The organism is Acidobacteriota bacterium (assembly GCA_016716715.1).
Lineage (GTDB): Bacteria > Acidobacteriota > Thermoanaerobaculia > UBA5066 > UBA5066 > Fen-183.
In genome coordinates this window covers 179,781-203,532 of sequence record JADJVE010000007.1, presented here as the reverse complement: position 1 = coordinate 203,532, position 23,752 = coordinate 179,781, and the positions used below count along the sequence as shown (strand labels likewise).

The 23,752-nt window shown below is 69.2% G+C and carries 18 protein-coding genes; 14 read left to right on the top strand and 4 right to left on the bottom strand.

Features of this window, described 5'->3' with window-relative positions; all coding sequences use genetic code 11:
* Positions 1-42 precede the first annotated feature (42 nt).
* The 5 genes from IPL89_13130 (at position 43) to guaA (ending at position 5,148) form a co-directional block, all read left to right on the top strand.
* The gene (locus tag IPL89_13130) at positions 43-1,326 is read left to right on the top strand and encodes a 2-isopropylmalate synthase (GenBank protein MBK9064119.1); all 1,284 of its coding nucleotides are present in this window, start codon (positions 43-45) and stop codon (positions 1,324-1,326) included.
* A gap of 1 nt (position 1,327) precedes the next feature.
* On the top strand, positions 1,328-2,245 hold the full coding sequence (gene xerD / locus IPL89_13125; protein ID MBK9064118.1) for a site-specific tyrosine recombinase XerD: 918 nt from the start codon (positions 1,328-1,330) through the stop codon (positions 2,243-2,245).
* A gap of 236 nt (positions 2,246-2,481) precedes the next feature.
* The gene (locus IPL89_13120) at positions 2,482-3,048 is read left to right on the top strand and encodes a lytic transglycosylase domain-containing protein (GenBank protein MBK9064117.1); all 567 of its coding nucleotides are present in this window, start codon (positions 2,482-2,484) and stop codon (positions 3,046-3,048) included.
* Positions 3,048-3,578: a hypothetical protein gene (locus tag IPL89_13115; protein MBK9064116.1), complete on the top strand. Its 531-nt coding sequence runs from the start codon at positions 3,048-3,050 to the stop codon at positions 3,576-3,578. The genes IPL89_13120 and IPL89_13115 overlap by 1 nt, the downstream gene beginning before the upstream one ends.
* A 31-nt stretch (positions 3,579-3,609) precedes the next feature.
* On the top strand, positions 3,610-5,148 hold the full coding sequence (gene guaA / locus IPL89_13110) for a glutamine-hydrolyzing GMP synthase (protein MBK9064115.1): 1,539 nt from the start codon (positions 3,610-3,612) through the stop codon (positions 5,146-5,148).
* Positions 5,149-5,152: 4 nt separating this feature from the next.
* Here the strand turns inward: guaA and IPL89_13105 are convergent, their stop codons facing one another.
* From IPL89_13105 to IPL89_13095, 3 genes are read right to left on the bottom strand one after another with little or no spacing between them, the layout of a single operon-like run.
* Positions 5,153-6,499 (bottom strand): glutamate-5-semialdehyde dehydrogenase, encoded by a 1,347-nt coding sequence (locus tag IPL89_13105; GenBank protein MBK9064114.1) that lies wholly within the window; start codon positions 6,497-6,499, stop codon positions 5,153-5,155.
* Positions 6,500-6,501: 2 nt separating this feature from the next.
* Positions 6,502-7,347: a glutamate 5-kinase gene (proB, locus tag IPL89_13100; protein MBK9064113.1), complete on the bottom strand. Its 846-nt coding sequence runs from the start codon at positions 7,345-7,347 to the stop codon at positions 6,502-6,504.
* Positions 7,348-7,370: 23 nt separating this feature from the next.
* Positions 7,371-8,015 carry a winged helix-turn-helix domain-containing protein gene (locus IPL89_13095; protein ID MBK9064112.1) on the bottom strand — a complete coding sequence of 215 codons (645 nt, stop codon included), beginning with the start codon at positions 8,013-8,015 and terminating at the stop codon, positions 7,371-7,373.
* A gap of 90 nt (positions 8,016-8,105) precedes the next feature.
* On the opposite strand from IPL89_13095, the gene IPL89_13090 reads away from it, so the two are divergent.
* A complete protein-coding gene (locus IPL89_13090) occupies positions 8,106-8,711 on the top strand; it encodes a DinB family protein (GenBank protein ID MBK9064111.1) in 606 nt (201 codons plus the stop codon).
* 13 nt (positions 8,712-8,724) lie between these two features.
* Complete coding sequence (locus tag IPL89_13085) at positions 8,725-11,619, top strand: TonB-dependent receptor (protein ID MBK9064110.1); 2,895 nt, start codon at positions 8,725-8,727, stop codon at positions 11,617-11,619.
* A gap of 43 nt (positions 11,620-11,662) precedes the next feature.
* On the opposite strand, the gene IPL89_13080 is transcribed toward IPL89_13085, so the two are convergent.
* Positions 11,663-14,332: a PD40 domain-containing protein gene (locus IPL89_13080; GenBank protein MBK9064109.1), complete on the bottom strand. Its 2,670-nt coding sequence runs from the start codon at positions 14,330-14,332 to the stop codon at positions 11,663-11,665.
* Positions 14,333-14,791: 459 nt separating this feature from the next.
* Between IPL89_13080 and dnaE the strand changes: the two genes are divergently transcribed.
* From dnaE to ahcY, 7 genes are read left to right on the top strand one after another with little or no spacing between them, the layout of a single operon-like run.
* Positions 14,792-17,917 carry a DNA polymerase III subunit alpha gene (dnaE, locus tag IPL89_13075; GenBank protein ID MBK9064108.1) on the top strand — a complete coding sequence of 1,042 codons (3,126 nt, stop codon included), beginning with the start codon at positions 14,792-14,794 and terminating at the stop codon, positions 17,915-17,917.
* The gene (locus tag IPL89_13070; GenBank protein ID MBK9064107.1) at positions 17,914-18,861 is read left to right on the top strand and encodes a CCA tRNA nucleotidyltransferase; all 948 of its coding nucleotides are present in this window, start codon (positions 17,914-17,916) and stop codon (positions 18,859-18,861) included. Before dnaE ends, IPL89_13070 begins: the two co-directional genes overlap by 4 nt.
* Positions 18,858-19,619, top strand: coding sequence for a hypothetical protein (locus IPL89_13065; GenBank protein MBK9064106.1), 762 nt, complete (start codon positions 18,858-18,860; stop codon positions 19,617-19,619). The genes IPL89_13070 and IPL89_13065 overlap by 4 nt, the downstream gene beginning before the upstream one ends.
* On the top strand, positions 19,620-20,141 hold the full coding sequence (rsmD, locus tag IPL89_13060; GenBank protein ID MBK9064105.1) for a 16S rRNA (guanine(966)-N(2))-methyltransferase RsmD: 522 nt from the start codon (positions 19,620-19,622) through the stop codon (positions 20,139-20,141).
* 56 nt (positions 20,142-20,197) lie between these two features.
* The gene (locus tag IPL89_13055) at positions 20,198-21,364 is read left to right on the top strand and encodes a methionine adenosyltransferase (protein ID MBK9064104.1); all 1,167 of its coding nucleotides are present in this window, start codon (positions 20,198-20,200) and stop codon (positions 21,362-21,364) included.
* 40 nt (positions 21,365-21,404) lie between these two features.
* Complete coding sequence (locus tag IPL89_13050) at positions 21,405-22,370, top strand: metalloregulator ArsR/SmtB family transcription factor (GenBank protein MBK9064103.1); 966 nt, start codon at positions 21,405-21,407, stop codon at positions 22,368-22,370.
* Positions 22,367-23,710 (top strand): adenosylhomocysteinase, encoded by a 1,344-nt coding sequence (gene ahcY / locus IPL89_13045; protein ID MBK9064102.1) that lies wholly within the window; start codon positions 22,367-22,369, stop codon positions 23,708-23,710. The genes IPL89_13050 and ahcY overlap by 4 nt, the downstream gene beginning before the upstream one ends.
* The last annotated feature ends 42 nt before the right edge of the window (positions 23,711-23,752 follow it).

Genomic DNA, 23,752 nt, shown 5'->3' with positions numbered 1-23,752 from the left:
TGGACCCGCCGGGGGAACAACCACCCGGTCCCGAAAGGCCCGATGGACCGCAGCCGACTCGTTTACGACTGGAACCGGGCGGCCGGCGAGGGCCGGCCCCGGCATCTTCCGGTCGAGCTCGTCGACGAGACGCTCCGGGACGGCCTTCAGTCGCCGTCCGCCGTGGCCCCGACCGTGGACCAGCGCTTCGAGCTCGTGTGCCTCATGGAGCGCCTCGGGGTGGACACCGCGGTCCTCGGCATCCCGGCCGCGGGCCCCACGGCGCGCGCCGAGAGTGAGGCTCTCGCGCGCCTGGTGACGGAGGCGCGGCTCTCCCTGCAGCCCGGCTTCGCGGCGCGGACGCTCAGGGCAGACATCGAGCCCGTCGTCGAGATCGCCCAGCGCGTGGGCCGCACCCTGGAGATGACGACGTTCATCGGATCGTCGCCCATCCGGCAGTACGTCGAGGACTGGGACCTCTCGCAGATGATGAAGCTCACCCGCGACGCCGTGACGCTGGGCGTCGCCGAAGGGCTCCTCGTCACGTACGTCACCGAAGACACGACGCGAGCCAGGCCCGAGGACCTCGTCGCGCTCTACGGCACCGCGATCCAGGCCGGCGCGACGCGGATCTGCGCCTGCGACACCGTGGGGCACGCGACGCCGGAAGGCACGGGAGCGCTCGTCGGCTTCCTGGCGGAGTTCGTCGCACGCGAAAACCCGGCCGTGAGGATCGACTGGCACGGCCACCAGGACCGCGGCCTCGCCGTCGCGAACTCGCTCTCCGCCCTGCGCGCCGGCGCGCACCGCGTGCACGGGTGCGGCCTCGGACTCGGCGAACGCGTGGGTAACACGCCGATGGACCAGATGCTCGTGAACCTGCGCCTCCTCGGCTGGATCGACCGCGACCTCTCGGCCCTCGCGGAGTACGTCCAGAAGGTCGCGGCCTACGTGCACGTCCCCATCCCGGACGGCTACCCGGTGGTCGGGCGTGACGCATTCCGGACCGGGACGGGCGGACACGCCGCCGCGATCGTGAAGGCGCGTGCCAAGGGCGACGACTGGCTCGCCGACCGCGTCTACTCCGGGGTCCCGGCCGGAATGTTCGGGCTCAAGCAGATCATCGACGTGGGCCCGATGTCGGGCGAGTCCAACGTCGTCGCCTGGCTGAAGGAGCGCGGGCTCGAGGCGGAGCCCGACCGCGTCGCTGCCATCCTTCGCGCCGCCAAGCTCGCGAACCACGTGCTCGCCGACGCGGAAATCCGCGCCATCCTGGGCTCGTTCCCGGAGGCCGGCCAGCCGGGGGGCGCGCGCGACGCGAGCCCCGCGGCTTCCGTAAAATCCTGACGTGAGGCCTTCCGCCGGCGCCCGCGGAGGCGTGTTCCTCGAACGGCACCTGCCGCTGTTCCTGGACTACCTCTCGGCCGAGAAGGGCCTTGCGGCGAACACGCTCGAGGCGTACCGGAGGGATCTGGCGGGATTCGGGGCTTTTCTGGCCGAGAAATCCGTCGATCCTGGGAAGGTGTCCCGGGGCGACGTCGTCGCGTACCTCGGGGCCCGCCGCGCCGAGGGGATGTCGCCGCGGACGCTCGCGCGCGAGACTTCGGCCCTGCGCGGCCTTTACGGCTTTCTCGCGGCCGAGAAGGTCGTTCCCGAGGACCCGACCGCCGACCTGACGAACGCGCGGCGCTGGGCGATGCTGCCGAAGATCCTCTCCGAGGACGAGGTCCAGAAGCTGCTCGACGCGCCGGACGTGGCGACGCCGAAAGGCCTGCGCGACCGCGCGATGTTCGAGCTTCTCTACGCGTGCGGCCTGCGTGTCTCGGAGCTTTCGGCGCTGCCAATCGAGAGCCTGCGCCTGAACGAAGGCTTCGTCCTCGTGCGCGGCAAGGGGAGCAAGGAGCGCATCGTGCCCGTCGCCGACTCGGCCGGGCGCTGGGTCAAGCGCTGGCTCGCGGAGGGTCGCGACACGGGAGGCGCGGGCAGCCGCTGGGTGTTTCCCGGCACGAAGGGACGGCCCGTGACCCGCCAGACCGTTTTCCTCGCGCTCAAGGCCGCGGCCCTGAAGGCGGGCCTCGCGGCCGCCGCGGTCTCGCCGCACGTCCTTCGCCACGCGTTCGCGACGCATCTCGTGGATCACGACGCCGACCTCCGGGCGGTCCAGCTCATGCTCGGCCACGCCGACATCGCGACCACCGAGATCTACACCCACGTTTCCCGTTCCCGCGTGCGCAAGGTCTACGACCGGACGCATCCGCGGGCGTAGCCGGTCCTGTCATGTTCGAAGAGCACGAGGAGAAGAGAAGATTTCTTAGAAGGTTAAGAGGGGTATGTGCGGCGGGATTCGTCATCGCGCTCCTTGTGGCGGCACAGCCGGCATTGGGAACCCTCGTCGTCTTCGAGGACGGGAGGCACGTTCGCGTCGCGTCGTATGCCGTCGTGCCCGGCGGCGAGGACGGGGACGGCGACCGCCTCTCGATGAAGCTCTTCGGCGGCGGAGCGATGACGGTGTCGCTGGACGTCGTCGACCGGATCGTCGACGACGAATACGAACGCCCCGCCCCCGTCAAGCCGGAGGACGCCATCGCGGCCGGGCCGGCTGCCGGCGCGGGCCGCTCGCTCCGCGCCTTCTCAGAAAGTCCCTCTCTTTCTTCCCCGTCCCCATACTCGACGCAGATTCTCTCTGCGGCGAAGGAGCACAAGGTCGATCCGGCCTTCATCGCCGCCGTCATCCGCGCCGAGTCGAACGGCGTCGCGAATGCCGTGTCGCGCAAGGGTGCGCGGGGGCTCATGCAGCTCATGCCGGCGACGGCGCACCGTCTCGGCGTGCGAAGGCCGTTCGACCCGAAGGAGAACATCCGCGGCGGGACGGCCTACCTCGCGGAGCTCGCCGCACGTTACGGCGACACGCGCGCCGACCTCGTTCTCGCGGCCTACAACGCGGGGGAGCGCGCCGTGGAGGAGCACAAGGGTGTCCCGCCCTACCGCGAGACCCGCGAGTACGTCCGGAAGGTTCTCGCGTTCTGGGCCGGCGCCACGCAGCCGCTTGCCGCGGCGGCAGCCTTCTGATGTTCCGCACGGCTCGCGCCTTCCTGCTCGTCCTGCCTGGAGCGTTCCTCGTCGTCCTGATCGCGTACCTCGCCTTCCACCCGGGCGCCGCCGACGCGTTCGTCGCGTACCCGTTCCTCGCGGAGTCGCTCGGTGCGTGGGTGAGCAAGCGGCCGCTGATCCGCTTCGTGCTCACCTCGATTGTCTTTTTCGTGCCGCCGTACCTCGTGACGGGCCTTCTTCTCTTCGTGGCGGACGCCGGCGTCTCGGCCGCGGCGCCGCTGTGGGGAAAGGCCAGGGCGAAGCGTCCGGCCGCGGGGCCCTTGCCCGAGAGCCGGTGGGGATTCGTCGCCGTCAGCCTCGCCGCTGCGGCCGCGTTCGGCGTCCTCCTTCACCGGGTCGCGCACGGCGGCGAGCTGCCGGGAGGCGTCAACGTCTCGCCTCTCTTCGTCGTGATCGCGGCGTTCGGGGCGGTGGCGCTCGGGCTCGTCGCCGCAGGGCTGGCCGCGCTTCCGCGGGCGGTGGCGAGGCGGCTCGGCGCCGCGGCCTGACGCGGCCCGCCGCGCCTCTATACTCCGCGGCGTGAGCGCCGCCACGGACACCGTCGTCGTCCTCGATTTCGGCTCCCAGTACACACAGGTCATCGCCCGGCGGATCCGCGAGGCGCGGGTCCGGTCGGTCGTCCTGCCGTTCGACGCGAAGGCGTCGGAAGTCGCGAACCTCGCGCCCAAGGGGATAGTCCTGTCGGGCGGGCCCTCCAGCGTCTACGACAAGGAAGCTCCGCAGGGCGACGCCGGTCTCTTCGACCTGAAGGTGCCCGTCCTCGGCCTCTGCTACGGAATGATGTGGCTGGCGCAGCGCTACGGCGGCAAGGTCGGCAGCGCGCCGGGCCGCGAGTACGGGCGCGCGCACGTGAAGGTGTCAGGCGGCCGTCTCTTCCGCGGGCTCGGCCCCGTCGAGACGATCTGGATGAGCCACGGCGACCACGTCGAGTCCGCACCGGCGGGCTTCTCCGTCACGGCGACGACCGGAAACGCGCCCGTCGCGGCATTCGAGGACGCGGCCCGGAACCTTTACGGAATCCAGGGCCACCCGGAGGTCCACCACTCCGAGCATGGCGCCCAGATGCTCGAAAACTTCCTCTACGACGTCTGCGGCGCGAAGCCGTCCTGGACGATGGCGGGCTTCCGCGACGCGACGATCGCGCGTCTCAAGGACGAGATCAGGAGCGGCGTCGTCCTCGGGGCGCTATCGGGCGGCGTGGACTCGACCGTCGCGGCCGTCCTCCTGCGCGAAGCCGTGGGGGAGCGCTTCCGCGGCGTCTTCGTGGACACGGGCCTCCTTCGGAAAAACGAAGGCCGCCAGGTCCTCGAGGCGTTCCGCCACCTCGGCCTTCCGGTCGTCGGCGTGGACGCGTCGCAGCGGTTCTTCGACGGACTCGCGGGCGTCGTCGAGCCGGAGAAGAAGCGCAGGATCATCGGCGGCCTCTTCATCGACGTCTTCACCGAGAACGCGAGGGCCGTGGACGGGGCCGAGTGGCTGGCCCAGGGCACGCTCTACCCGGACGTCATCGAGTCCGTGTCGATCAAGGGCCCTTCGGCCGTCATCAAGACGCACCACAACGTCGGCGGCCTGCCCGAGAAGCTCGGATTCAAACTGGTCGAGCCGCTCCGCGAGCTGTTCAAGGACGAGGTCCGCCGTCTCGGCGAGGAGCTGGGGATCCCGAAGGAGATGCTCTACCGGCACCCGTTCCCGGGGCCGGGTCTCGCCGTGCGCATGCCGGGCGAGATCACACCCGAGCGCGTACGCATCCTGCAGGAAGCCGACGCGATCTTCATCGAGGAGCTGCGCGAGTCCGGCTGGTACGACCGCACGTCCCAGGCGTTCGCGGTGCTGCTGCCCGTGAAGACGGTCGGAGTCATGGGCGACGGCCGGACGTACGAGAGCGTCCTGGCGCTGCGCGCCGTCACGACCGAGGACTTCATGACCGCCGACTGGGCGCGCCTCCCGCACGACCTCCTCGACAAGGTCGCGCGCCGGATCGTGGGCGAGGTGCGCGGCGTGAACCGCGTCGTCTACGACGTCACGTCCAAGCCCCCCGGCACGATCGAGTGGGAGTGAGCCTCTAGGAGAGCTTCACGTGCCGGAAGGGCCGCGCGCCCTTCCCGCTGTACGTCTTGACGACCTGGCCGCTGCCCCGGAGGACGTACTTGTACGTCTCGAGGCCGTCGAGGCCGACCGGGCCGCGGGCGTGGAGGCGCGACGTGGAGACCCCGACCTCCGCGCCGAAGCCGTACCGGAATCCGTCGGCGAAGCGCGTGGAAGCGTTGTGGAAGACGCCGGCCGCGTCCACGCGCGCGAGGAACTCCTCGGCAGCCGAGGCATCGTCCGTCACGATCGCCTCCGTGTGGTGCGAGCCGTAGCGATTCACGTGCTCGATCGCCTCGTCGAGAGATTCCACGACCTTCACCGCGAGAACGGGCGCGCCGTACTCAGCCCTCCAGTCTTCCTCGGAAGCGGAGGAGAGGGCAAGGGCGGGCGCGAGCGCGCGTGTCGTCTCACAGGCGCGCAGCTCGATCCCGGCCTCCCGCAGGCGTGAGAGCAGCGGGACCAGGAGCTTCCCGGCGGCCTCGCGGTGGACGAGGAGCGTCTCGGCCGCATTGCACGCGGCCGGGTACTGAAGTTTCGCGTCGAGAACGATCGCCGTCGCCATCGCCTCGCTGGCGGCGCGGTCCACGTAAACGTGGCAGACGCCCTCGGAGTGCCCGAGGACCGGAATGCGGGTCGCCGCCTTGACGTGCTTCACGAGGTCGTAGCCCCCGCGCGGGATCACGAGGTCGATGTCGTCGTCGAGCGCGAGGAGCGCGTCCACCTCGGCCCGGCCGCCGACGGACTGAAGCGCGCCGTCGGGCACGGCATGCGCGGCGTACGCCTTCGCGAAGACGTCGAGGATCGCGGCGGTCGACCGGGCGGACTCGCGGCCGCCCTTGAGGATCGCCGCATTCCCCGACTTGAGCGCGAGGGACGCGATCTGCGGCACGGCGTCGGGCCTGGACTCGAAGATGACGAGGAGCACCCCCAGCGGGCACGAGACCTTCTCGAGGACGAGGCCGTCGTCGAGGAGCGTGCGCGAAAGGACGCGGCCGGAAGGGTCGGGGAGGGCGGCGACGGCGCGGACACCGGCTGCCATGGCCGCGACCTTCGCCTCGTCGAGGAGGAGCCGGTCGAGGAGGGAGCGGGAAGAATACGAAGAGGGGATTTCTTTGAAGGTGGTGGAAAGCTGGAGCACGTCCTGGCGGTTCGCTTCGAGGATGGCGTCTCGCGCCGCGTCGATCCCGTCGGCGACCATTCGAAGGATCTCGTCCCTCTTTTCCGAGGACGCGACGGCGAGGCTGCGAGCTGCTCGCCGGGCACGCCGCGCGATCCCGGACGGCCCCTCTTCACCTTCTAAGAAGATCCTCTCTTCAGCCATTTCTACCTGCGAGGAGACTGAGGCACGAAGAGGGTCCCCATGGGTTCCCCTCCGAAAAGCCGATCCAGAATCCCCGGCGTGCGGCCGTTCGCGATCACCGCGATGCCGCCGGCGCGCGTCGCGATGCGCGCGGCGTCGAGCTTGGAAGCCATGCCGCCGCGGCCGCGGGCGCCCGCGCCGTCGGCGTATCGGGCGACCTCGTCCGTCATCTCGCGGACGAGCGGGATGAGCTTTGCCGCTCGGTCGTGCGCCGGGTTGCCGGTAAAGAGGCCGTCCACGTCGGACAGGATCACGAGGACGTCCGCTTTCACCTTGCTCATGACGAGCGCGGAGAGCCGGTCGTTGTCCCCGAAAAACCCCCGCCTTGCGTCGGCGCCGTCCGGCGTGACGAGCTCGGCGGTCGAAACGGTGTCGTTCTCGTTCAGGATCGGGACGACGCCGAGCTCGAAGAGCTTTTCGAGGGTGGCTGAAAGGTTGGAGAATCGCGCCTTGTCCGCGAAATCGTCCTCGGTGAGGAGGACCTGGGCCGTCGAGAGGCCCATCTTCTCGAAGCCCTCCTCGTAGACGGACATGAGGCGGCTCTGCCCGATGGCGGCGCAGGCCTGCTTGAGGGCCAGCGAGCCGGGCTTCTTCTCGAGGCGCAGGCGCTGCGCGCCGAGCCCGACGGCGCCCGACGACACGATGAGGACGTCGCGGCCCTGCTTCCGGAGCGTCGCCACCGATTCGATGAGCCCGTAGAGGCGCCCGAGGGCGACGGCGCCGTCGTCGCGCATGATGACGTTCGTCCCGGCCTTCACGACGATCCGCCTGGCCTCGGCCACGCGCTGCCGGATTCGAGCTTCGTCCATCCGGCGATTGTAGGGCGGGGCCGTCAGGCGACCGTGTTCGTCTCCGAGTCGCCCGGCACGCGCGGGGCGCGATAGACGAACGAGACGAGCCCGAGCCTGACCTCGTCGCCGTCCTCGAGGACGACGGGCCCGGAGATCCGCGCTCCCCGCAGGAACGTCCCGTTCTTGCTGCCGAGATCCTCGAGCGTCGCCTGCGCACCGTCCCACGAGAAGCGCGCATGGCGGCGCGAGACCGAGCCGTCGTCGACCGTCCCCGGGAAACCGGGCTCGCGGCCGAGAATCGTCTCGGAACCTTTAAGAAGGATGTGGTCCGGTCCGCGCACGAGGCGGGGACCTTCCCGCGGCAGGACAGGCTCCTCGTCGTCCGCGAGGGCGTAGCCCACGCCGTGGACGGTCCGGATCGGACCGTCGCGGCCGGCCTGTCCCAGTTTGCTTCGGAGCTCGTTGACGAGGGTCGAGAGGCTCGTCTCGGCAACGTTCGTGTCGGGCCAGAGCGCGTCCTGGATCTCCTCCTTCGTGACGACCCGCGACCGATTGGCGAGGAGCAGCGAGAGAAGGTCGAACTCCTTCGGTGCGAGCGGGATGGGGCCCGACGCGACCACGAGGACGCGACGATCGCGGTCGAACGTCGCCGAGCCGAGTTGGAGGAGTCCGGACGGGGCGGTCATGAGTATTTCCTGAGGATTCTACAAAGACATTGGGCCGTGCCGCTCCTAGATTGAGTCTCATCAACGACGTATCCAGCAAGAGGAGGGAACATGATCCGATCCGTCTGGCTCGTGGTCGCACTGGCCGTGGCGGCTCCGGGGGCGCGGGCCGAGCTGTCGGCTCGCGAGCGCGAGGACGCGGTGGCTCACCTTCAATCGAGCCAGAAAGCGTTCTTCGCCGGGCTCCGCGGTCTTACGCCCTCGCAATGGCGGTTCAAGCCGGCCCCGGACCGGTGGTCGATCTCCGAGATCGCCGACCACCTCGACCTCGCCGAGGTGAAGACGCTCGAGCTCGTGCGCGGACCCGTCCTGCAGTCGCCGCAAGTGGCGGGAGGGGAGCTGAAGGGCAAGGAAGACCGCGTCTACAAGGAGATCGCGGACCGGTCGATGCATCGAATGACGCGGCCGGACTTTCTCGCGCCATCGGACCGGTGGGCCTCGCCGGCGGACGTCATGAGGGACTTCGCGGCGAACCGCGCCAAGACGATCGAGTACGTGCGGACCACGAAGGACGACCTCCGCGCCCACGCGGCGCCGCATCCGGAGATGGGCTTGCTGGACGGCTACGAGTGGATCGCGCTCCTCGCGGCCCACGCCGAGCGGCACACCGCGCAGATCCGCGAAGTGAAGACCCATCCGAAGTTCCCCACGAAATGACGAGGAGAACGCCATGAGGATCGCCACGCGACTCGCTGCCGCCGTGCTCTTCTGCGCCGCGTGTGCCGCGCGCGCTCAGAGCCCGACGACGGGCGTCATCGAGGGCCGGGTGACCGACGGGGGCGGGCTGCCGCTGCCGGGCGCCCGCGTCGAGGCGCGCTCCCCACGGATGCCGGGCCTGCGGGGGACGGCAACCGACGCCCGCGGCGGTTTCCGCCTGGCGGCCCTCCCGCCGGGGGAATACGAGATCCGCGTCGCACTCGAGGGGTTCACACCCCAGCACCAGCCCGGGGTGACGCTCGTCGCGTTCGGGGCGGCGCGCGTCGATCTGCGGCTCCTGAAGGCCGCAACGGCCGAGGTCGCGGTCAACGGCGAGCGGCCGCTCGTGGACGTCACGTCGGCTTCCTCCGGTCTCGATCTCGGGCTCGACGTGCTCAAGACCCTTCCGACCGGTCCCAACTACGCCGAGGCCCTGCTCCTCGCGCCGGGGACGAAGACGGACAACGCGCTCGCCGGCCGGGGTTTCGCGCTGAGCGTCTACGGAGCGACGTCGCTGGAGAACCAGTTCGTGACCGACGGCGCGAACACGACCGGGCTCCTCGCCGGGAACCAGGGGAAGATCCTCTCGTACGACTTCATCGAGCAGCTCCAGGTCAAGACGAGCGCGCCGGAAGCCGAGTACGCGGGCGCGATGGGCGGCGTCGTCAACGTCGTGACCCGTTCGGGCGGCAACGAGTTCCACGGCGACGCCTTCGGCAACTTCGGGTTCATGTCGCTCACGGCGGCGTCCGTGGCCGATCCCGCTACGGACGCGACGACCTTCGACCTGCCGCAGGACGTCCAGGACTTCGGGGCGGCGCTCGGAGGGCCCATTCTCAGGGACCGGCTCTGGTTCTTCGGCGGCTACAACCGGCGGCAGGCGGTCACGGACCGGATTTTCATCGCGGACCCGGCGATTCCGAACGCAGGGCAGACGTTCCCGTACTCCACGACCGCGAACCTCTTTTCGGCCAAACTCTCGGCCTCGCCCGGATCGGGGACGTCGCTCACGCTGAGCGCGTTCGGCGACCCGTGGACGGATTCGGGCGAACTGCGGAACTTCACGTCCCCGGACCCGAATACGCGCCGCGGGACGAGGCGCTACGGCGCGACGGACGTCGTCTTCGCCGGCTCGCAGGCTCTCGGCGCGACGGGACTGCTCGATCTCGGCCTCGCGCGGCACTCCGAGCGGGACCAACTGACGGGCGAGGTGGACACGCCCCGTGTCCAGGACTCGACCCAGGTCCCGGGCCGTACCGTCAGCTACGGCGGATTCGGATCGGTGGCCCGGCCGCGGAACTACACAGGCGACCGGGATCTCGGGAAGCTGACCGCCTCGTTCTTCACGTCTCTGGGGGAGATCAAGGGCGGCGTCGACGTGGAGCGCGACGTCATCACCTCGACGGCGAGCCGCTCCGGTGGGCAGTCGGTGGGCCTCGTCTTCTGCCCGACGAAGGGCGCGCTGCGCTGCCCCGCGGGCGTGACGACGTACTACACGCACACGTTCTACACGTCGAACCGGACCGACCCGGCGGCGGGCTACCTCCCGTCGGGCAACACCAACGAGACCCCCACGAATCGCGTGGGTGTCTTTCTCCAGGACAAGGTGCGCCTCGGGAACGTGACCGTCAGCGCCGGCCTGCGCTACGACCGCGAGGACGTGCGCGACTGGTCGAACACGACGCTCTTCGTGCTCGACAACGAGTGGCAGCCGCGGCTCGGCGTGGCGTGGGACCCGCTGAAGGACGGCTCGATGCGCGTTTCCGGTTCCTTCAGCCGGTCGTACTTGAGGCTTCCGCTCGACATCAACGTCCGGGCCTTCGGGAACGACCTGAACGGGGTCACCTACAACTTCAGCCCGACGAGCATCGTGCAGGACCCGCTCGCGCCGCGCCTCGCATCGGCCTCCGGAGGTGTGTTCTCCGAGCCGATCGCGCCCGGTCTCAAGGGGATGTACCAGGACGAGTTCACGCTTGGCGTCGAGAAGGCGTTCGACCGTACGCTCACGGTGGGACTCCGATACACGCACCGGAACCTTCAGAACGTGATCGAGGACCGGTGCGACATGGACACCGGTTACCCGGAGGCGAACGGGAACAACTGCGTGATCTTCAATCCGGGCTCGGACAGTCCTTTCTCGACGGGCACCGGCCTCCACACCTGCACGGGCCTCGACTGGGTCGACACGTCCGGCAACCCGGCCCAGTCGGAGTGCGCGAGCCCCGTCGCGAACGGGAACAACGGGCTCCCGGCCGCCGCGCGGCGTTACGACGGCGTGGAGCTCATGGTGCGCAAGCAGGTGCCGGCGAAGTATTTCGTGCAGGCCAGTTACGTCTACTCGGCCCTCACGGGGAACTACGACGGCGCGGCGAGCCTCTCGAACAACGGCCAGTCCGACCCCGGCGTCAACGCGGATTTCGACTATCCGCTCCTCTACGTCAACGCCGACGGCAAGCTCTTCCTCGACCGGCCGCATTCCTTCCGGATCGACGCCTTCTACACGTTCCCGATCGGGCTCACGGCAGGCTTCCAGGGCTACGTGCGCTCGGGCGCCCCGATCAGCCGGTTCGGCGTCCTGGGCTACAACGGCTACCGCGTGTACCTGTCGGAAAGAGGCTCCGAGGGGCGGCAGCCGACGGAGTACGAGGTCTCGCTCTCCCTCCAGCAGGCGTTCACGATCGGCGGGTTCCGTCTCGTTTTCATCGGAACGGCGCGGAACCTCCTGAACCGTCAGATCGTCACGAACACGGACCAGTTCCAGTTCATCAACCCGCCGACCGACCCTTACCCGGGAAACCCGGACTGGCAGAAGGCCTCGAGCCGGACGGCGCCGCGGGCGTTCACCTTGGGGGCGCGCGTCGAGTTCTAGCGCGCACCGGGAGGGCGGTCGACGCCCTCGATGCCCTCGGCGATCACGAGATCCGTAGGCCGCTCCGTCGCGGACATGACGAGCGAGCGGCCATCGGGCGACACGGCGAGCGTGTCGATGAAGTAGTCGGGGTCGAAGCCGTAGAGGCGGCGGCGGGTCGGCGCCGTGTCCCGGCCGGGTCCCAGGTCTCGATGTAGAGGCCCGAGCGGCCCTGGTCGTCGCGGTTGGTGAAGACAACCGCCTTCCCGTCCGGCAGCCAGCGCAGCCGTGCGTCGCCCATCCCGACCACCGGGTCGAGCCCGCTCTCGATCGTCTTCGGGAGGAACGCGCGGCCGTTGAGGTCGATGAACGAGAGGGTCTTCGCCGGGAATCGAAATACGGCGATCCAGCGCCCGTCCGGCGAGAGGGCCGGGGCACGCAGGGTCGCCTGCACGAGGAGCTCGGAGGGTCCGCCTGCGAGCGGGACGCGGCGGAGCCCTTCGTGTGACGCGCCACGCTCGTCCTTTCTGCTGCCGTGCTGGCTGTAGACGACCCACTTCCCGTCGAGGAGAACGGACGGATTCTCGGCGTCGTCGCCGTCGTGTGTCACCTGGCGCGGGCTCGTCCCGTCGCGGTTCGCGGCCCAGATCTCGTATTTCCCGGTCCGGTCGCTGCTCCACACGAGCGTCGACCCGTCCGGCGACAGGGCCGGGTCCCAGTCCTGGTTCGGATCGTCCGTGAGCCGGCGCGTCGCACCGGTTGCACGCTCGAGCTCCCAGATGTTCATGTTGCCGTCCCGGTTGGACGTGAAAACGATCCGCTTGCCATCCGGCGAGTAGAAGGGCTGGCGGTCGACGCCGTTGCCGCGCGTCAGCCAGACGCTTTCCGGTGAAACGGCCCGGTAGAGGTCGCCCGGGAGCTGGATCTCGCGAAGGTTCGCGCGATTCGTGACCGCCTGGTAGACGAGAGATCCCTTTCCGACGACATCGAAGCCGTTGCCGAAGGCGAGGCCTCCGAGGAGAACGCGGGTCTCGGCGCCCGCCAGGTCCTGCTGGACGATCCTGCCGGTCGTCGCGAGAAATCCGGCGTCGGTCCGCGTAAAGATGACGTGTCGGGAGTCCGCGAAGACCACGGGCGAGAGAAGCCCCGTCGACCCCGGCGGAGTCACGATCCGCACGCCGGTTCCATCGGTCGCCACGAGGGCGATCGTCCACGGGTACCCTCCGAGCGGACCGTTCGGGCTGTAGGGGAACGAAATCGTGCGGCCATCGGGCGACCAGCGAGGCGAAGCGAGAACGAGTGCGCCCTCGGTCCGATGGACGGCCTTTCCCTCCGTACCGTTCGCGAGGGCGACGATGAGGTCGTACTCCTCCCGATTGTCGGGTAACGGAACGGGGCGGATGAACGCGATTCGCGCACCATCGGGTGAATAGTCACCGTCGCGGGCGTCGTTCACGATCTTGCGTGGCTCGCCGCCGACGACGGGAACGCGAAACAGCGATTCGACCCCTCCTTCGCGATGCGTGTAGAGGATCGAGGCCCCGTCCGGCGAAAAACGCGGCGACCGGTCGGGACCGGGCGTGAGGGCCGCTTCGGTGCCGTCGCTCAGCTGCTTGATCCAGATGCGCGAGACACGCGACCGCTCGGACACGAACGCGAGGAGCCGGCCATCGGGCGAAACCGCGGGGGCGCTCTCCCGGCCGGAATACGTCAGATAGCGGAGCGTGGGCGGCGCTCCCGAACGCACGGCTGCGCGCGGGCGCATGAGCACAGCCGCGAGAGCGCCGAGGAGGAGCCCGGCCCCGAGAAGCAGGGCGCCCGAGGAAGCGAACGCGCGTCGTCTACCCGAGGGAGCGCCGCTGGCCATCGACGACACCTCGGAGAGATGGTCGGCGGCGTAACGGACGTCGCGGGCGAGATCCCGCGTGGAGCCGTAGCGCTCCTCGGGGTCCTTGGCGAGACACCGCTCGACGATCCAGCGGACGGGTGCGGGCACCGGTGCGTCCGCGAGCGGCGGCGGGTCGGCGCGCAGGATGGCCGTGAGCGTCTCGGCGGGCGTGGCCCTCTTCCACGTTCGCTTTCCGGTGAGGAGCTCGTGCAGGATCGTGCCGAGCGAGAACTGATCGGACCGGAAGTCCACGGGGTGCCCGGAGGCCTGTTCGGGCGACATGTAGCCGACCGTGCCGAGGAGCGTGCCGGGAGTGGTGGCTGGCGCGGCAGCCGACACGGTCTCGTCGTCCGTAGAGGCCGCGAGAGGCGACGTCTTGGCGAGGCCGAAATCCAGCACCTTGGCGACGCCGTCCTTCGTGACGACGACGTTCTCCGGCTTGAGGTCGCGGTGGACGATGCCCTTCGCGTGCGCGGCCGCGAGGCCGTCGGCGATCTGGGCGGCGATCTGGAGCGCCTTGCGGAGCGGGGGAGCGCCGCCGTCGAGGACGGCCCGGAGGGACTTGCCCTCGAGCAGCTCCATCGACATGAAGGCGCGGCCGTCCTGCTGCCCGACGTCGTAGACGACGACGATGTTCGGGTGATTGAGAGCGGACGCCGCCCGCGCCTCGGCCTGGAAGCGCGCGAGGAACGTGGCGTCCTGTGCGACGGAATCGGGAAGGACCTTCAGGGCCACGTCGCGGGAAAGGCGCGAGTCGTGGGCGCGCCAGACCTCGCCCATCCCGCCCGCGCCGAGCGGAGCGACCACCTCGTAGGGTCCGAGTTTCGTTCCGGGAGTCAGCGCCATGGCCTGGTGGGGGCGAGTCTACAATCCGGCCCGGATGTCCGGCGACTTCGTTCACCTCCACCTGCACACGCAGTACTCGCTCCTGGACGGCGCCAACCGCGTCAAGGACCTCATCCGCAACGTGAAGGCGGCCGGGATGGATGCCGTGGCCGTGACGGACCACGGGAACATGTTCGGGGCGTACGACCTGCAGACGACGGCGCTCGAAGCGGGAATCAAGCCGATCGTCGGCGTGGAGGCCTACATCGCGCCCGGCTCGCGCTTCGACCGCGAGAACGTCAAGACGTTCGACGGCGAGGGGAACAACTACCACCTGACGCTCCTCGTCGAGACGCCCGAGGGCTACAAGAACCTCGCGCGGCTCGTCTCGGAGGCGTTCCTGACGGGCTTCTACTACAAGCCCCGGATGGACTGGGAGCTTCTCGAGAAGCACCACGACGGCATCATCGCGCTCTCCGGGTGCCTGAACGGCGAGGTGCCGAAGCGCCTCCGCGCCGGCGACTACGAGGGGGCGAAGAAGGTCGCGCTGAAGTACCAGGCCCTCTTCGGCAAGGACCGGTATTTCATCGAGATCATGGATCACGGCCTGCCCGAGCAACGGCAGATCCTGCCCGACCTGCTGCGCCTCTCGCAGGAGACGGGCATCCCGCCCGTCGCGACGAACGACTCTCACTACCTGACGCGCGACGACGCGGCGGCGCAGGACGTCCTCCTCTGCATCGGCACGGGCAAGACGCTCACGGACACCAAGCGGATGAAGTTCTACAACTCGGAGTTCTACGTGAAGAACCCCGAGGAGATGAGCGACGTCTTCCGCCCCTACACGCTGGAGGCCGTGAAGAACACGGCCGCGATCGCGGACCGGATCACGCCGAGCGTCATCATCGACACGGGCCTGAAGATCCCGACGTACCCGGTCCCCGTGCCCGACCGGAACCCGGACGAGTACCTCGAGGATCTCTCGCCAAGGAGGGCCTCGAGAAGCGCCTCGCGCATCCGGCGCCCTATCCGGCGGGGTCGAAGCCGCCGAAGACGCGCGCCGAATACGACGAACGCCTCACGTGGGAGCTCTCCGTCATCCTGAAGATGGGGCTGTCGAGCTATTTCCTCATCGTCTGGGACTTCATCAAGTACGCCAAGGACGAGGGAATTCCCGTCGGTCCGGGCCGCGGCTCGGCGGCCGGCTCGCTCGTTGCGTGGGCGCTCGGGATCACGGACGTCGACCCGCTTCGGTACGACCTCCTCTTCGAGCGGTTCCTGAACCCCGACCGCATCTCGATGCCCGACATCGACGTCGACCTCTGCGAGCGCCGCCGCGGCGAGGTCATCGAGTACGTGCGCCGCAAGTACGGGCGCGAGAACGTGGGGCAGATCATCACGTTCAACTCGATGAAGGCCCGCGCGGTCATCCGCGACGTGGGCCGCGTCCTCGACGTCCCGCTCGCCGAGGTGAACCGCCTCTGCTCCCTCATCCCGGCGAACCCGGGCAAGCCGACGATGCTCGCCGAGGCCCGCCGGGACGTGAAGGAGCTCGCGGACGCGCTGCGCGACAACGAGACGTACCGGCGCCTCTTCGACCTCGGGGAGCGCCTCGAGGGTGTCTCGAGGCACGCGGGCGTCCACGCCGCCGGCGTCCTGATCGCGCCGAGGCCTCTCGTCGAGTACCTGCCGCTCTACCGCAACAGCAACGACGAGATCACGACCCAGTTCGAGATGAAGTCCGTCGACCGGATGGGCCTCCTGAAGATGGACTTTCTCGGGCTCATCACGCTCACGATCCTCGACGACGCGCTCGCGTTCGTCGAGCGAAAGACGGGCGTCAGGCCGGACCTCTCGACGATCCCCCTGGACGACCCGGAGGTCTACAGGCTGTTTGCGGACGGAAGGACGGACGGCATCTTCCAGTTCGAGTCGTCGGGCATGCGCGACCTCCTCCGCCGCGTGAGGCCCGACGTCTTCGAGGACCTTGCCGCCTTGAACGCCCTCTACCGGCCGGGCGCCCTCGACGCGGGCACGGTCGAGATCTACATCGAGCGCCGGCGCGGCAAGAAGTTCGAGTACCCGCTCCCGCAGCTCGAGCCGATCCTGAAGGAAACGTACGGCATCCTCGTCTACCAGGAGCAGGTCATGCTCGCGGCCCGCGCCGTGGCGGGCTATTCGCCCGGCGAGGCCGACAAGCTCCGCAAGGCCATCGGCAAGAAGGACGACGCGCTCCTCAAGGCCGAGGGCGACAAGTTCATGAAGAAGGCGGCGGCCGCCGGGACGCCGAAGAAAAAGGCCGAGGAGCTGTGGGCGCTCATCCTGCCGTTCGGGCGTTACGGCTTCAACAAGTCGCACTCGGTCGTCTACGCGCTCCTCGCCTACCGCACGGCCTGGATGAAGGTCCACCACCCCGTGGAGTTCCTCGCGGCGACGCTGACGGCCTCGTCGGGGAGCTCGGACGACGTCGTGAAGTACGTCAACACGTGCCGCGAGATGAAGATCGCGGTCCTCCCGCCGGACGTCAACAAGTCGGAGCTGTCCTTCACGCCCGACGGCGATTCCATCCGATTCGGCCTCGGCGCCGTCAAGGGCGTCGGCGACGGCTCGGTCAACTCCGTTCTCGACGCGCGCCGGGGCGAGGGGCCGTTCCGGTCGCTCACGGACTTCTGCTCGCGCGTCGACCTGCGGCTCAACAACCGGCGCGTCATCGAGGCGCTCGTGAAGTCCGGGTGCTTCGACACGCTCGGCAAGACCCGCGCGGCCCTTCTCGACGGCCTCGACATGGCGGTCGACGTGGCCGCGGCCGCCCGCGAGGCCGCGACGTCGAACCAGAGCCTCCTCTTCGACGTCCCGAAGGACGCGCAGGTGGAAGACCGCTTCCCGGACAAGCCCGAGATGAGCGCGGACGAGAAGATCCGCTTCGAGAAGGAGACGCTCGGGTTCTACATCACGGGCCATCCGCTGACGCGGTTCGAGGACGAGATCCGCATGTTCGGCGACGCGACATGCGAGACGCTCCACGAACGGCTCGACGCGCCGGTCAAGCTCGTCGGCCTCGTGTCCTCGATCAAGAAGAACCAGATCAAGAAGGGCCAGAACGAGGGGAAGATGATGGCGAAGGCGGTCGTCGAGGATCTCACGGGCACCGTGCCCGTCACGGTCTTCGCGAGCCTGCTGGAGCGCATCAACGGCTGGTTCGTGCCCGGCAAGGCCATTCTCGTGACCGGGACCGTCCGATCCTCGATGCAGATCGGCGGCGGCACCGCTTCCGGCGAGCACGAGGGCGAGACGTCGTCGATGCCGATCGAGGTGATCGCGCGGGAGATCCAGCCGCTCGAGGGGATGAAGGAGCAGGGCGCGCGGCACGTCGTGATCGCCCCATCGAACTTCGACACGTTCGACGAGAAGTCGCTCGGAGAGATTCTCAGAAGGTTCCCGGGCTCGACGCCGGTCTTTCTCGAGATGCGCCGCTCGGGCCAGTTCGCGGCCCCGCTCAAGCTGTCGTCGGAGTACTGGATTCGGCCCACGCCGGAGTTCACGACGTCGATGGAGACGCTCCTCGGCCCGGGATCCGTCCGGTACGGCTACGCGCCGTCGGCATGACGCCGGACGCGGAAGACCTCCGGCCGTTTCTCGCCCGGATCGGCGAGGCGGCGGAGCGCCGCGAGATGGGACTCTGGCTCGTTGGAGGCGCGCTGCGCGACCTGCTGCTCGGGCGCCCGACGAAAGACGTCGACCTCGCCGTGGAGGCGGGGGCCGCGAGCGCGCTGGAGCTCGCCTCCCGCCTCGCGGCGCTCCCGGGCTGGACGCTCAAGGCGCGGCACGAGCGATTCGGAACGGCGACGCTCGAAGCGCCCGGCGGCCTGCGCGTCGACCTCGCGGCGACGCGGCGCGAGGAATACCCCGCGCCCGCGAGCCTGCCCGTCGTGACGGGCACGGCCACGATCGACGACGACCTCGGGCGACGGGACTTCACGATCCACGCGATGGCGCGGCGCATCGGGAAGCGCGGCCTCGTCGGCGCGACCCTCGACCCCTTCGGCGGCAAGCGCGACCTCGCGGCGAAGACCCTGCGGCTCCTGCACGCGAAGTCCCTCGTCGACGACCCCACGCGCGCGTACCGCGCGGTGAAGTACGCGGTGCGGCTTGGCTTCGCCTGGGACGCGGAGTTCGGAAAGGCTCTGAAAGCGGCACGAAAGGGAGATGCATTCGGTCGCCTTTCGGGCGACCGAATGAGAAGAGGGATCGAAGAGATTTTCTTAGAAGGTAATTGGGGCCAGGCGGTTGGGCTCGCGGCGGAGCTCGAACTCTTCGGCGATGTGCTTCCAGGCTGGGCGGGCTCCCATTCACCTTCTAAGAAATCTTCAACCATCGGTTCCGATGCTTCGAGATCGCTCGACGAGCCCCTTGCGGCGGATGCGCGTCCGAAGCAAGAGGAAATCTGGCGCCGGCTCCTCGAGCCCCTGCCGGGGCCCGAGCGCGCCGCCGCCGCCGCGCGTCTCAACTTCTCGCGCGCGCTCCGGCGCGCGGCCGGGGTCCCCTCGTGAGCGTTTTCTTCGTCCTCGCGGCCGCGCTCGCGTTTGCGCCGGGCGAAGCGCCGTTCCCGACGCTCACGCCGACGCCGACCGCCACGGTCACGCCCACGCGGACTCCGGAGATCCGGAATCCCCGCCTCGTCATCGCGCTCGAGTCGTGGCAGGGCGTCGGCCGCGAGCGCACGGCGCTCTTCGACGACGGCACGCTCGTGAAGATCCTGAGCTTCCGCGGAGTCGACACGATGGAGCGTCGAACCGTCTCGCAGCAGGAGCTCGAGGTCATCAAGCGGGTCTGCCAGGACGCGCTCGTCGTGGAGCGGCGCGACGTCGAGGATCCGGCCCGCATGGTGCTGGGCGACTCGGCCGCCCGACGCATGCGGCTGGAGATCGCGGACGGGCCGGGGAAGATCCGGGCATACCCATTCGACGAGCTCTCGACCCTCCCGCTCGCCGTCGGGCATGCGCGGGGCGCCATCGAGGACCTGCGAGCGCGCTTCGAGAAGGAGGACCCGTCCGAGATCAACTGGGACACGAAGGGCCTCAAGGCCGGGTCTCTCCTGAAGAAGCGGTCCGACGGCGTCTGGTACCGCATCGTCCACGACGACGTGCTCGACCACGACTTCGAGCTCGAGGAGATGGCCGTTACGGGGGGCGACGGCAGCCACAAGATGCGCCTCTTCCTCTACCGGGGGGACATTGCGCGGCTTTTCGAGAATCCCGAGAAGGTGGGGCCGGCCCCGACGCCGGTTCCCCCCGCAAGGCGGCACTAGGTGGTCCGCATCACGGCAGGGGAGTGGCGCGGGCGGAAGCTCGAGGTGCCGGATGGGATCCGGCCGACGACGGAGGTCGCACGCAAGGCGGCGTTCGACATCCTCGGGGACGCGATCCGCGGTGCGCGCGTCCTCGACGCGTGCGCCGGCTCAGGGGCGTACGGGCTCGAGGCCCTCTCGCGGGGCGCGGCGCACGCGACGTTCGTCGAAGCGGATCGGAAGGTCGCGGAGGTCTTGAGGGGGAACGTGGAGCGTCTCGGCGCAACGGCCACGTCGCGGCTCGAGGTGATGTCCGCAGGAAGATTTGCGCCCGGACGTGCCTCGTTCGACGTGGTCTTCCACGATCCCCCTTTCAAAGAAATCTCTTCCGAATCCGATCTTCAACTCCTTCTCTCGGTCGTCGTGGTCGGCGGGTGGCTGTTCCACGAACGCGGCGACGATTCCGAACTCTCTCCAGGCGGCGTTTCGCCGTCCGACCGCCGCCGCTACGGCCTCACGCGGTTCCTGATCTACCGTCCCTGACCGATTTCCCGCCTGCTAACATCCGCCTTTCGCCGCACGCGGCGCGGAGACATTTCATGAGCAAGAACCGTCATCTCTTCACGTCGGAGTCCGTCACCGAGGGGCATCCCGACAAGATCGCCGACCAGATCTCGGACGCCATCCTCGATGCCATCCTGACGGACGACCCGATGGGCCGCGTCGCGTGCGAAACGCTCGTGACGACAGGTCTCGCCCTCATCGCAGGCGAGATCACGACGAAGACGTACGTCGACATCCCCGGCATCGTGCGGCAGACGATCAAGGACGTCGGCTACACGCGGGCAAAGTACGGATTCGACTACGAAACGTGCGCCGTGATCTCCACGATCGACAAGCAGTCGCCGGACATTGCGATGGGCGTCGACACGGGCGGCGCGGGCGACCAGGGCCTCATGTTCGGCCTCGCCGTGCGCGAGACCGAGGAGCTCATGCCGCTCCCGATCACGCTCGCCCACAAGCTCACGATGCGTCTCGCCGAGGCCCGCAAGAACCGCACGCTCGAGTGGCTGCGCCCGGACGGCAAGAGCCAGGTCTCGGTGGAGTACGCGGACGGCAAGCCCGTGCGCGTGGACACGGTCGTCATCTCGACGCAGCACTCCGAGTCGATCCCGACGCCCGAGCTCCGCGAGGCGATCCGCGAGGAGATCATCAAGCCGGTCGTTCCGGCGGCCCTCATGGACGAGAAGACGAAGTTCCACATCAACCCGACCGGCCGCTTCGTCACCGGTGGGCCGCAGGGCGACACCGGCCTCACGGGCCGGAAGATCATCGTCGACACGTACGGCGGCTACGGGCGCCACGGCGGCGGGGCGTTCTCGGGCAAGGACGCGACGAAGGTGGACCGGTCGGCCTCGTACATGGCGCGCTACATCGCCAAGAACCTCGTCGCGGCGGGCCTCGCCGACAAGGTGGAAGTCCAGCTCGCGTATGCGATCGGCGTGGCGGACCCCGTCTCCGTCTACGTGGACGCGTTCGGGACGTCGAAGGTCGACCCCGAGATCCTCTCGAAGATCGTCCGGGACCACTTCCTGCTCACGCCGAAGGGCATCATCGAGACCCTCCAGCTGCGCCGGCCGATCTTCAAGAAGACCGCGTCCTACGGCCACTTCGGCCGCCGTCTCCCGGAGTTCACCTGGGAGCAGACGGACAAGGCGGCCGCGCTGGCGGCCGCGGCGGGTGCCGCCGTTCCGGCGAAGGTCTGAGTTACATCAACAGAATCTGATTCTGTGATATAACCTCGCGGTGCTGGACGCCGCCCCCGCTCTCGCCGCGCTCGCGGACCCCCTCCGCCTGCGGGCCGTGAGGCTCCTCGCGAAGGGGGAGCTGCAGGTCCGGGAGATCCAGCGGATCCTCGAGGCCGCCCAGTCGCGCGTCTCGAACCATCTCGCGGTCCTCCGTCACGCGGGCCTCGTGGAGACCCGGCGGACGAACGGTTCCGAGCGCTACGCCGCGACGCCTGGAGGCCTGAGGCTCTGGGAGTCCGTCGCGGGCGCCGTCACGGACGTCGCGTTCACGGCCGACGACGACCGCCTCAAGGACGTCCTCGAGGAGCGAACCGCCGTGTCGCCCGAGGGCGGCTTCGATGCCGTCGCCGGTGAGTGGGACCGGATCCAGGGGCCCTTCTACGCGTCCGGCGCCCGCGAGGCGGCGCTCCTGAAGCTCGTCCCGCGGGGCCTTCGCGTCGCGGACGTCGGATGCGGAACGGGGCTTCTGACGCTCGGGCTCGCATCCGTCGCCGACGAGGTCCACGCCGTCGACTCGAGCGAGCGCATGGTCCGGCTCGCCCGCGAGAAGGTCCGGCGCGCCGGCCTCGCGCACGTGACCGTGAAGAAGGCCTCGGCCGAGGACCTGCCGTTCGCGGACTCCTCGCTCGACGCCGTCTTCGCGTTCCATCTCCTGCGCCACCTCGCCAAGCCCGCCGACGCGCTCGCCGAGTTCGGCCGTGTCGTGAAGCCGGGCGGCCGCGTCGTCCTCGTCGAGCTCGAGCCGCACGGCCACCGCGCGCTGCGGGAGGCGACCGGCTCGACACACCTCGGCCTCCCGCGCGAGACGGTCCGCGCCGGCCTCAAGCGCGGCGGCTTCGCCGACGCCCGCTTCTCCGCCCTCGACCCCTATCTCGTTTGCTCGGGAGCGGGGGAGACGCTGCTGCCCACGTATCTCGTCGACGCCGTGCGCGCCGCGCGCGGCGAACAAAAGGAGCCCTCATGACCACCGCCACCCTTCCCGCCCACGACGTCAAGGACCTCGCGCTCGCCGCGAAGGGCCGCCTGCGCATGGAGTGGGCCGATCGCTCGATGCCCGTCCTCGCCCGCATCCGGGAGCGCTTCGAGAAGGAGAAGCCCCTGAAGGGCATCCGCCTCTCGGCCTGCCTCCACGTGACGAGCGAGACCGGCAACCTCATGCGCGCCCTCAAGGCCGGCGGCGCCGAGGTCGTGCTCTGCGGGTCCAACCCGCTCTCGACGCAGGACGACGTCGCGGCGGCCCTCGTCGCCGAGTTCGGGATCTCGACCTACGCGATCAAGGGCGAGGACCACAAGACCTACTACGCGCACATCCAGGCGGCGCTCGCGCACCGCCCGAACGTCACGATGGACGACGGCGCCGACCTCGTGTCGTCGCTCCTCTTCATGGCGCTCGGCAAGGAAGGCCAGCTCGAGCCCTCCCTCGCCGCGTGGGCGAAGGGATTGTCCGCCTCCGAGAAGAAGTCCCTCCTCGACGGGATCGTCGGCGGAACCGAGGAGACGACGACCGGCGTCATCCGGCTCAAGGCCATGGAGAAGGAAGGCGTCCTGAAGTTCCCCGTCGTCGCCGTCAACGACGCCGAGACGAAGCACTTCTTCGACAACCGCTACGGCACGGGCCAGTCCACGATCGACGGGATCATCCGCGCGACGAACCTCCTCGTCGCGGGCCTGAACGTCGTCGTCGCCGGCTACGGCTGGTGCGGCAAGGGCGTCGCGATGCGGGCCAAGGGCCTCGGCGCGAACGTCATCGTCACCGAGATCAACCCGGTCCGCGGGATCGAGGCCGCGATGGACGGCTTCCGCGTGATGCCGATGGCGGAAGCCGCGAAGGTCGGCGACATCTTCGTCACGGTCACGGGCAACAAGAGCGTCCTCGCCGACGAGCACTTCGCCGTCATGAAGTCCGGCGCCGTCATCTCGAACTCGGGCCACTTCAACGTCGAGATCGACATCCCGGCGCTCGAGAAGCGCGCCGGCTCGCGGCGCATGATCCGCGAGTTCGTCGAGGAGTTCCGCCTGACGGACGGGCGGATCGTGTTCCTCCTGGGCGACGGCCGCCTCATCAACCTCGCCGCCGCCGAGGGCCACCCCGCCTCGGTGATGGACATGTCCTTCGCGAACCAGGCGCTCGGGGCCGAGTACATGGTCAAGAACCACGCGACGCTCGGCAAGAAGGTCTACTCGATTCCGCAGGCGATCGACGCCGAGATCGCGCGCCTCAAGCTCGCGTCCATGGGCGTCACGCTCGACGTCCTCACCCCGGAGCAGGAGAAATATCTGGCTGGTTGGGAAGAGGGAACGTAAGAGGGATTTCTTAGAAAGGGGCTCGGGCACCTTCTAAGAAGA

What these genes read in the sequence shown, in the direction of transcription:
- IPL89_13130 (MBK9064119.1), top strand. Translation starts at nt 43, where the DNA reads ATGGACCGCAGCCGACTCGTTTACGACTGGAACCGGGCGGCCGGCGAG.
- IPL89_13120 (MBK9064117.1), top strand. Translation starts at nt 2,482, where the DNA reads ATGACGGTGTCGCTGGACGTCGTCGACCGGATCGTCGACGACGAATAC.
- IPL89_13115 (MBK9064116.1), top strand. Translation starts at nt 3,048, where the DNA reads ATGTTCCGCACGGCTCGCGCCTTCCTGCTCGTCCTGCCTGGAGCGTTC.
- IPL89_13105 (MBK9064114.1), bottom strand. Translation starts at nt 6,499, where the DNA reads ATGGCTGAAGAGAGGATCTTCTTAGAAGGTGAAGAGGGGCCGTCCGGG.
- proB (MBK9064113.1), bottom strand. Translation starts at nt 7,347, where the DNA reads ATGGACGAAGCTCGAATCCGGCAGCGCGTGGCCGAGGCCAGGCGGATC.
- IPL89_13095 (MBK9064112.1), bottom strand. Translation starts at nt 8,015, where the DNA reads ATGACCGCCCCGTCCGGACTCCTCCAACTCGGCTCGGCGACGTTCGAC.
- IPL89_13090 (MBK9064111.1), top strand. Translation starts at nt 8,106, where the DNA reads ATGATCCGATCCGTCTGGCTCGTGGTCGCACTGGCCGTGGCGGCTCCG.
- IPL89_13085 (MBK9064110.1), top strand. Translation starts at nt 8,725, where the DNA reads ATGAGGATCGCCACGCGACTCGCTGCCGCCGTGCTCTTCTGCGCCGCG.
- IPL89_13080 (MBK9064109.1), bottom strand. Translation starts at nt 14,332, where the DNA reads ATGGCGCTGACTCCCGGAACGAAACTCGGACCCTACGAGGTGGTCGCT.
- IPL89_13070 (MBK9064107.1), top strand. Translation starts at nt 17,914, where the DNA reads ATGACGCCGGACGCGGAAGACCTCCGGCCGTTTCTCGCCCGGATCGGC.
- IPL89_13055 (MBK9064104.1), top strand. Translation starts at nt 20,198, where the DNA reads ATGAGCAAGAACCGTCATCTCTTCACGTCGGAGTCCGTCACCGAGGGG.
- ahcY (MBK9064102.1), top strand. Translation starts at nt 22,367, where the DNA reads ATGACCACCGCCACCCTTCCCGCCCACGACGTCAAGGACCTCGCGCTC.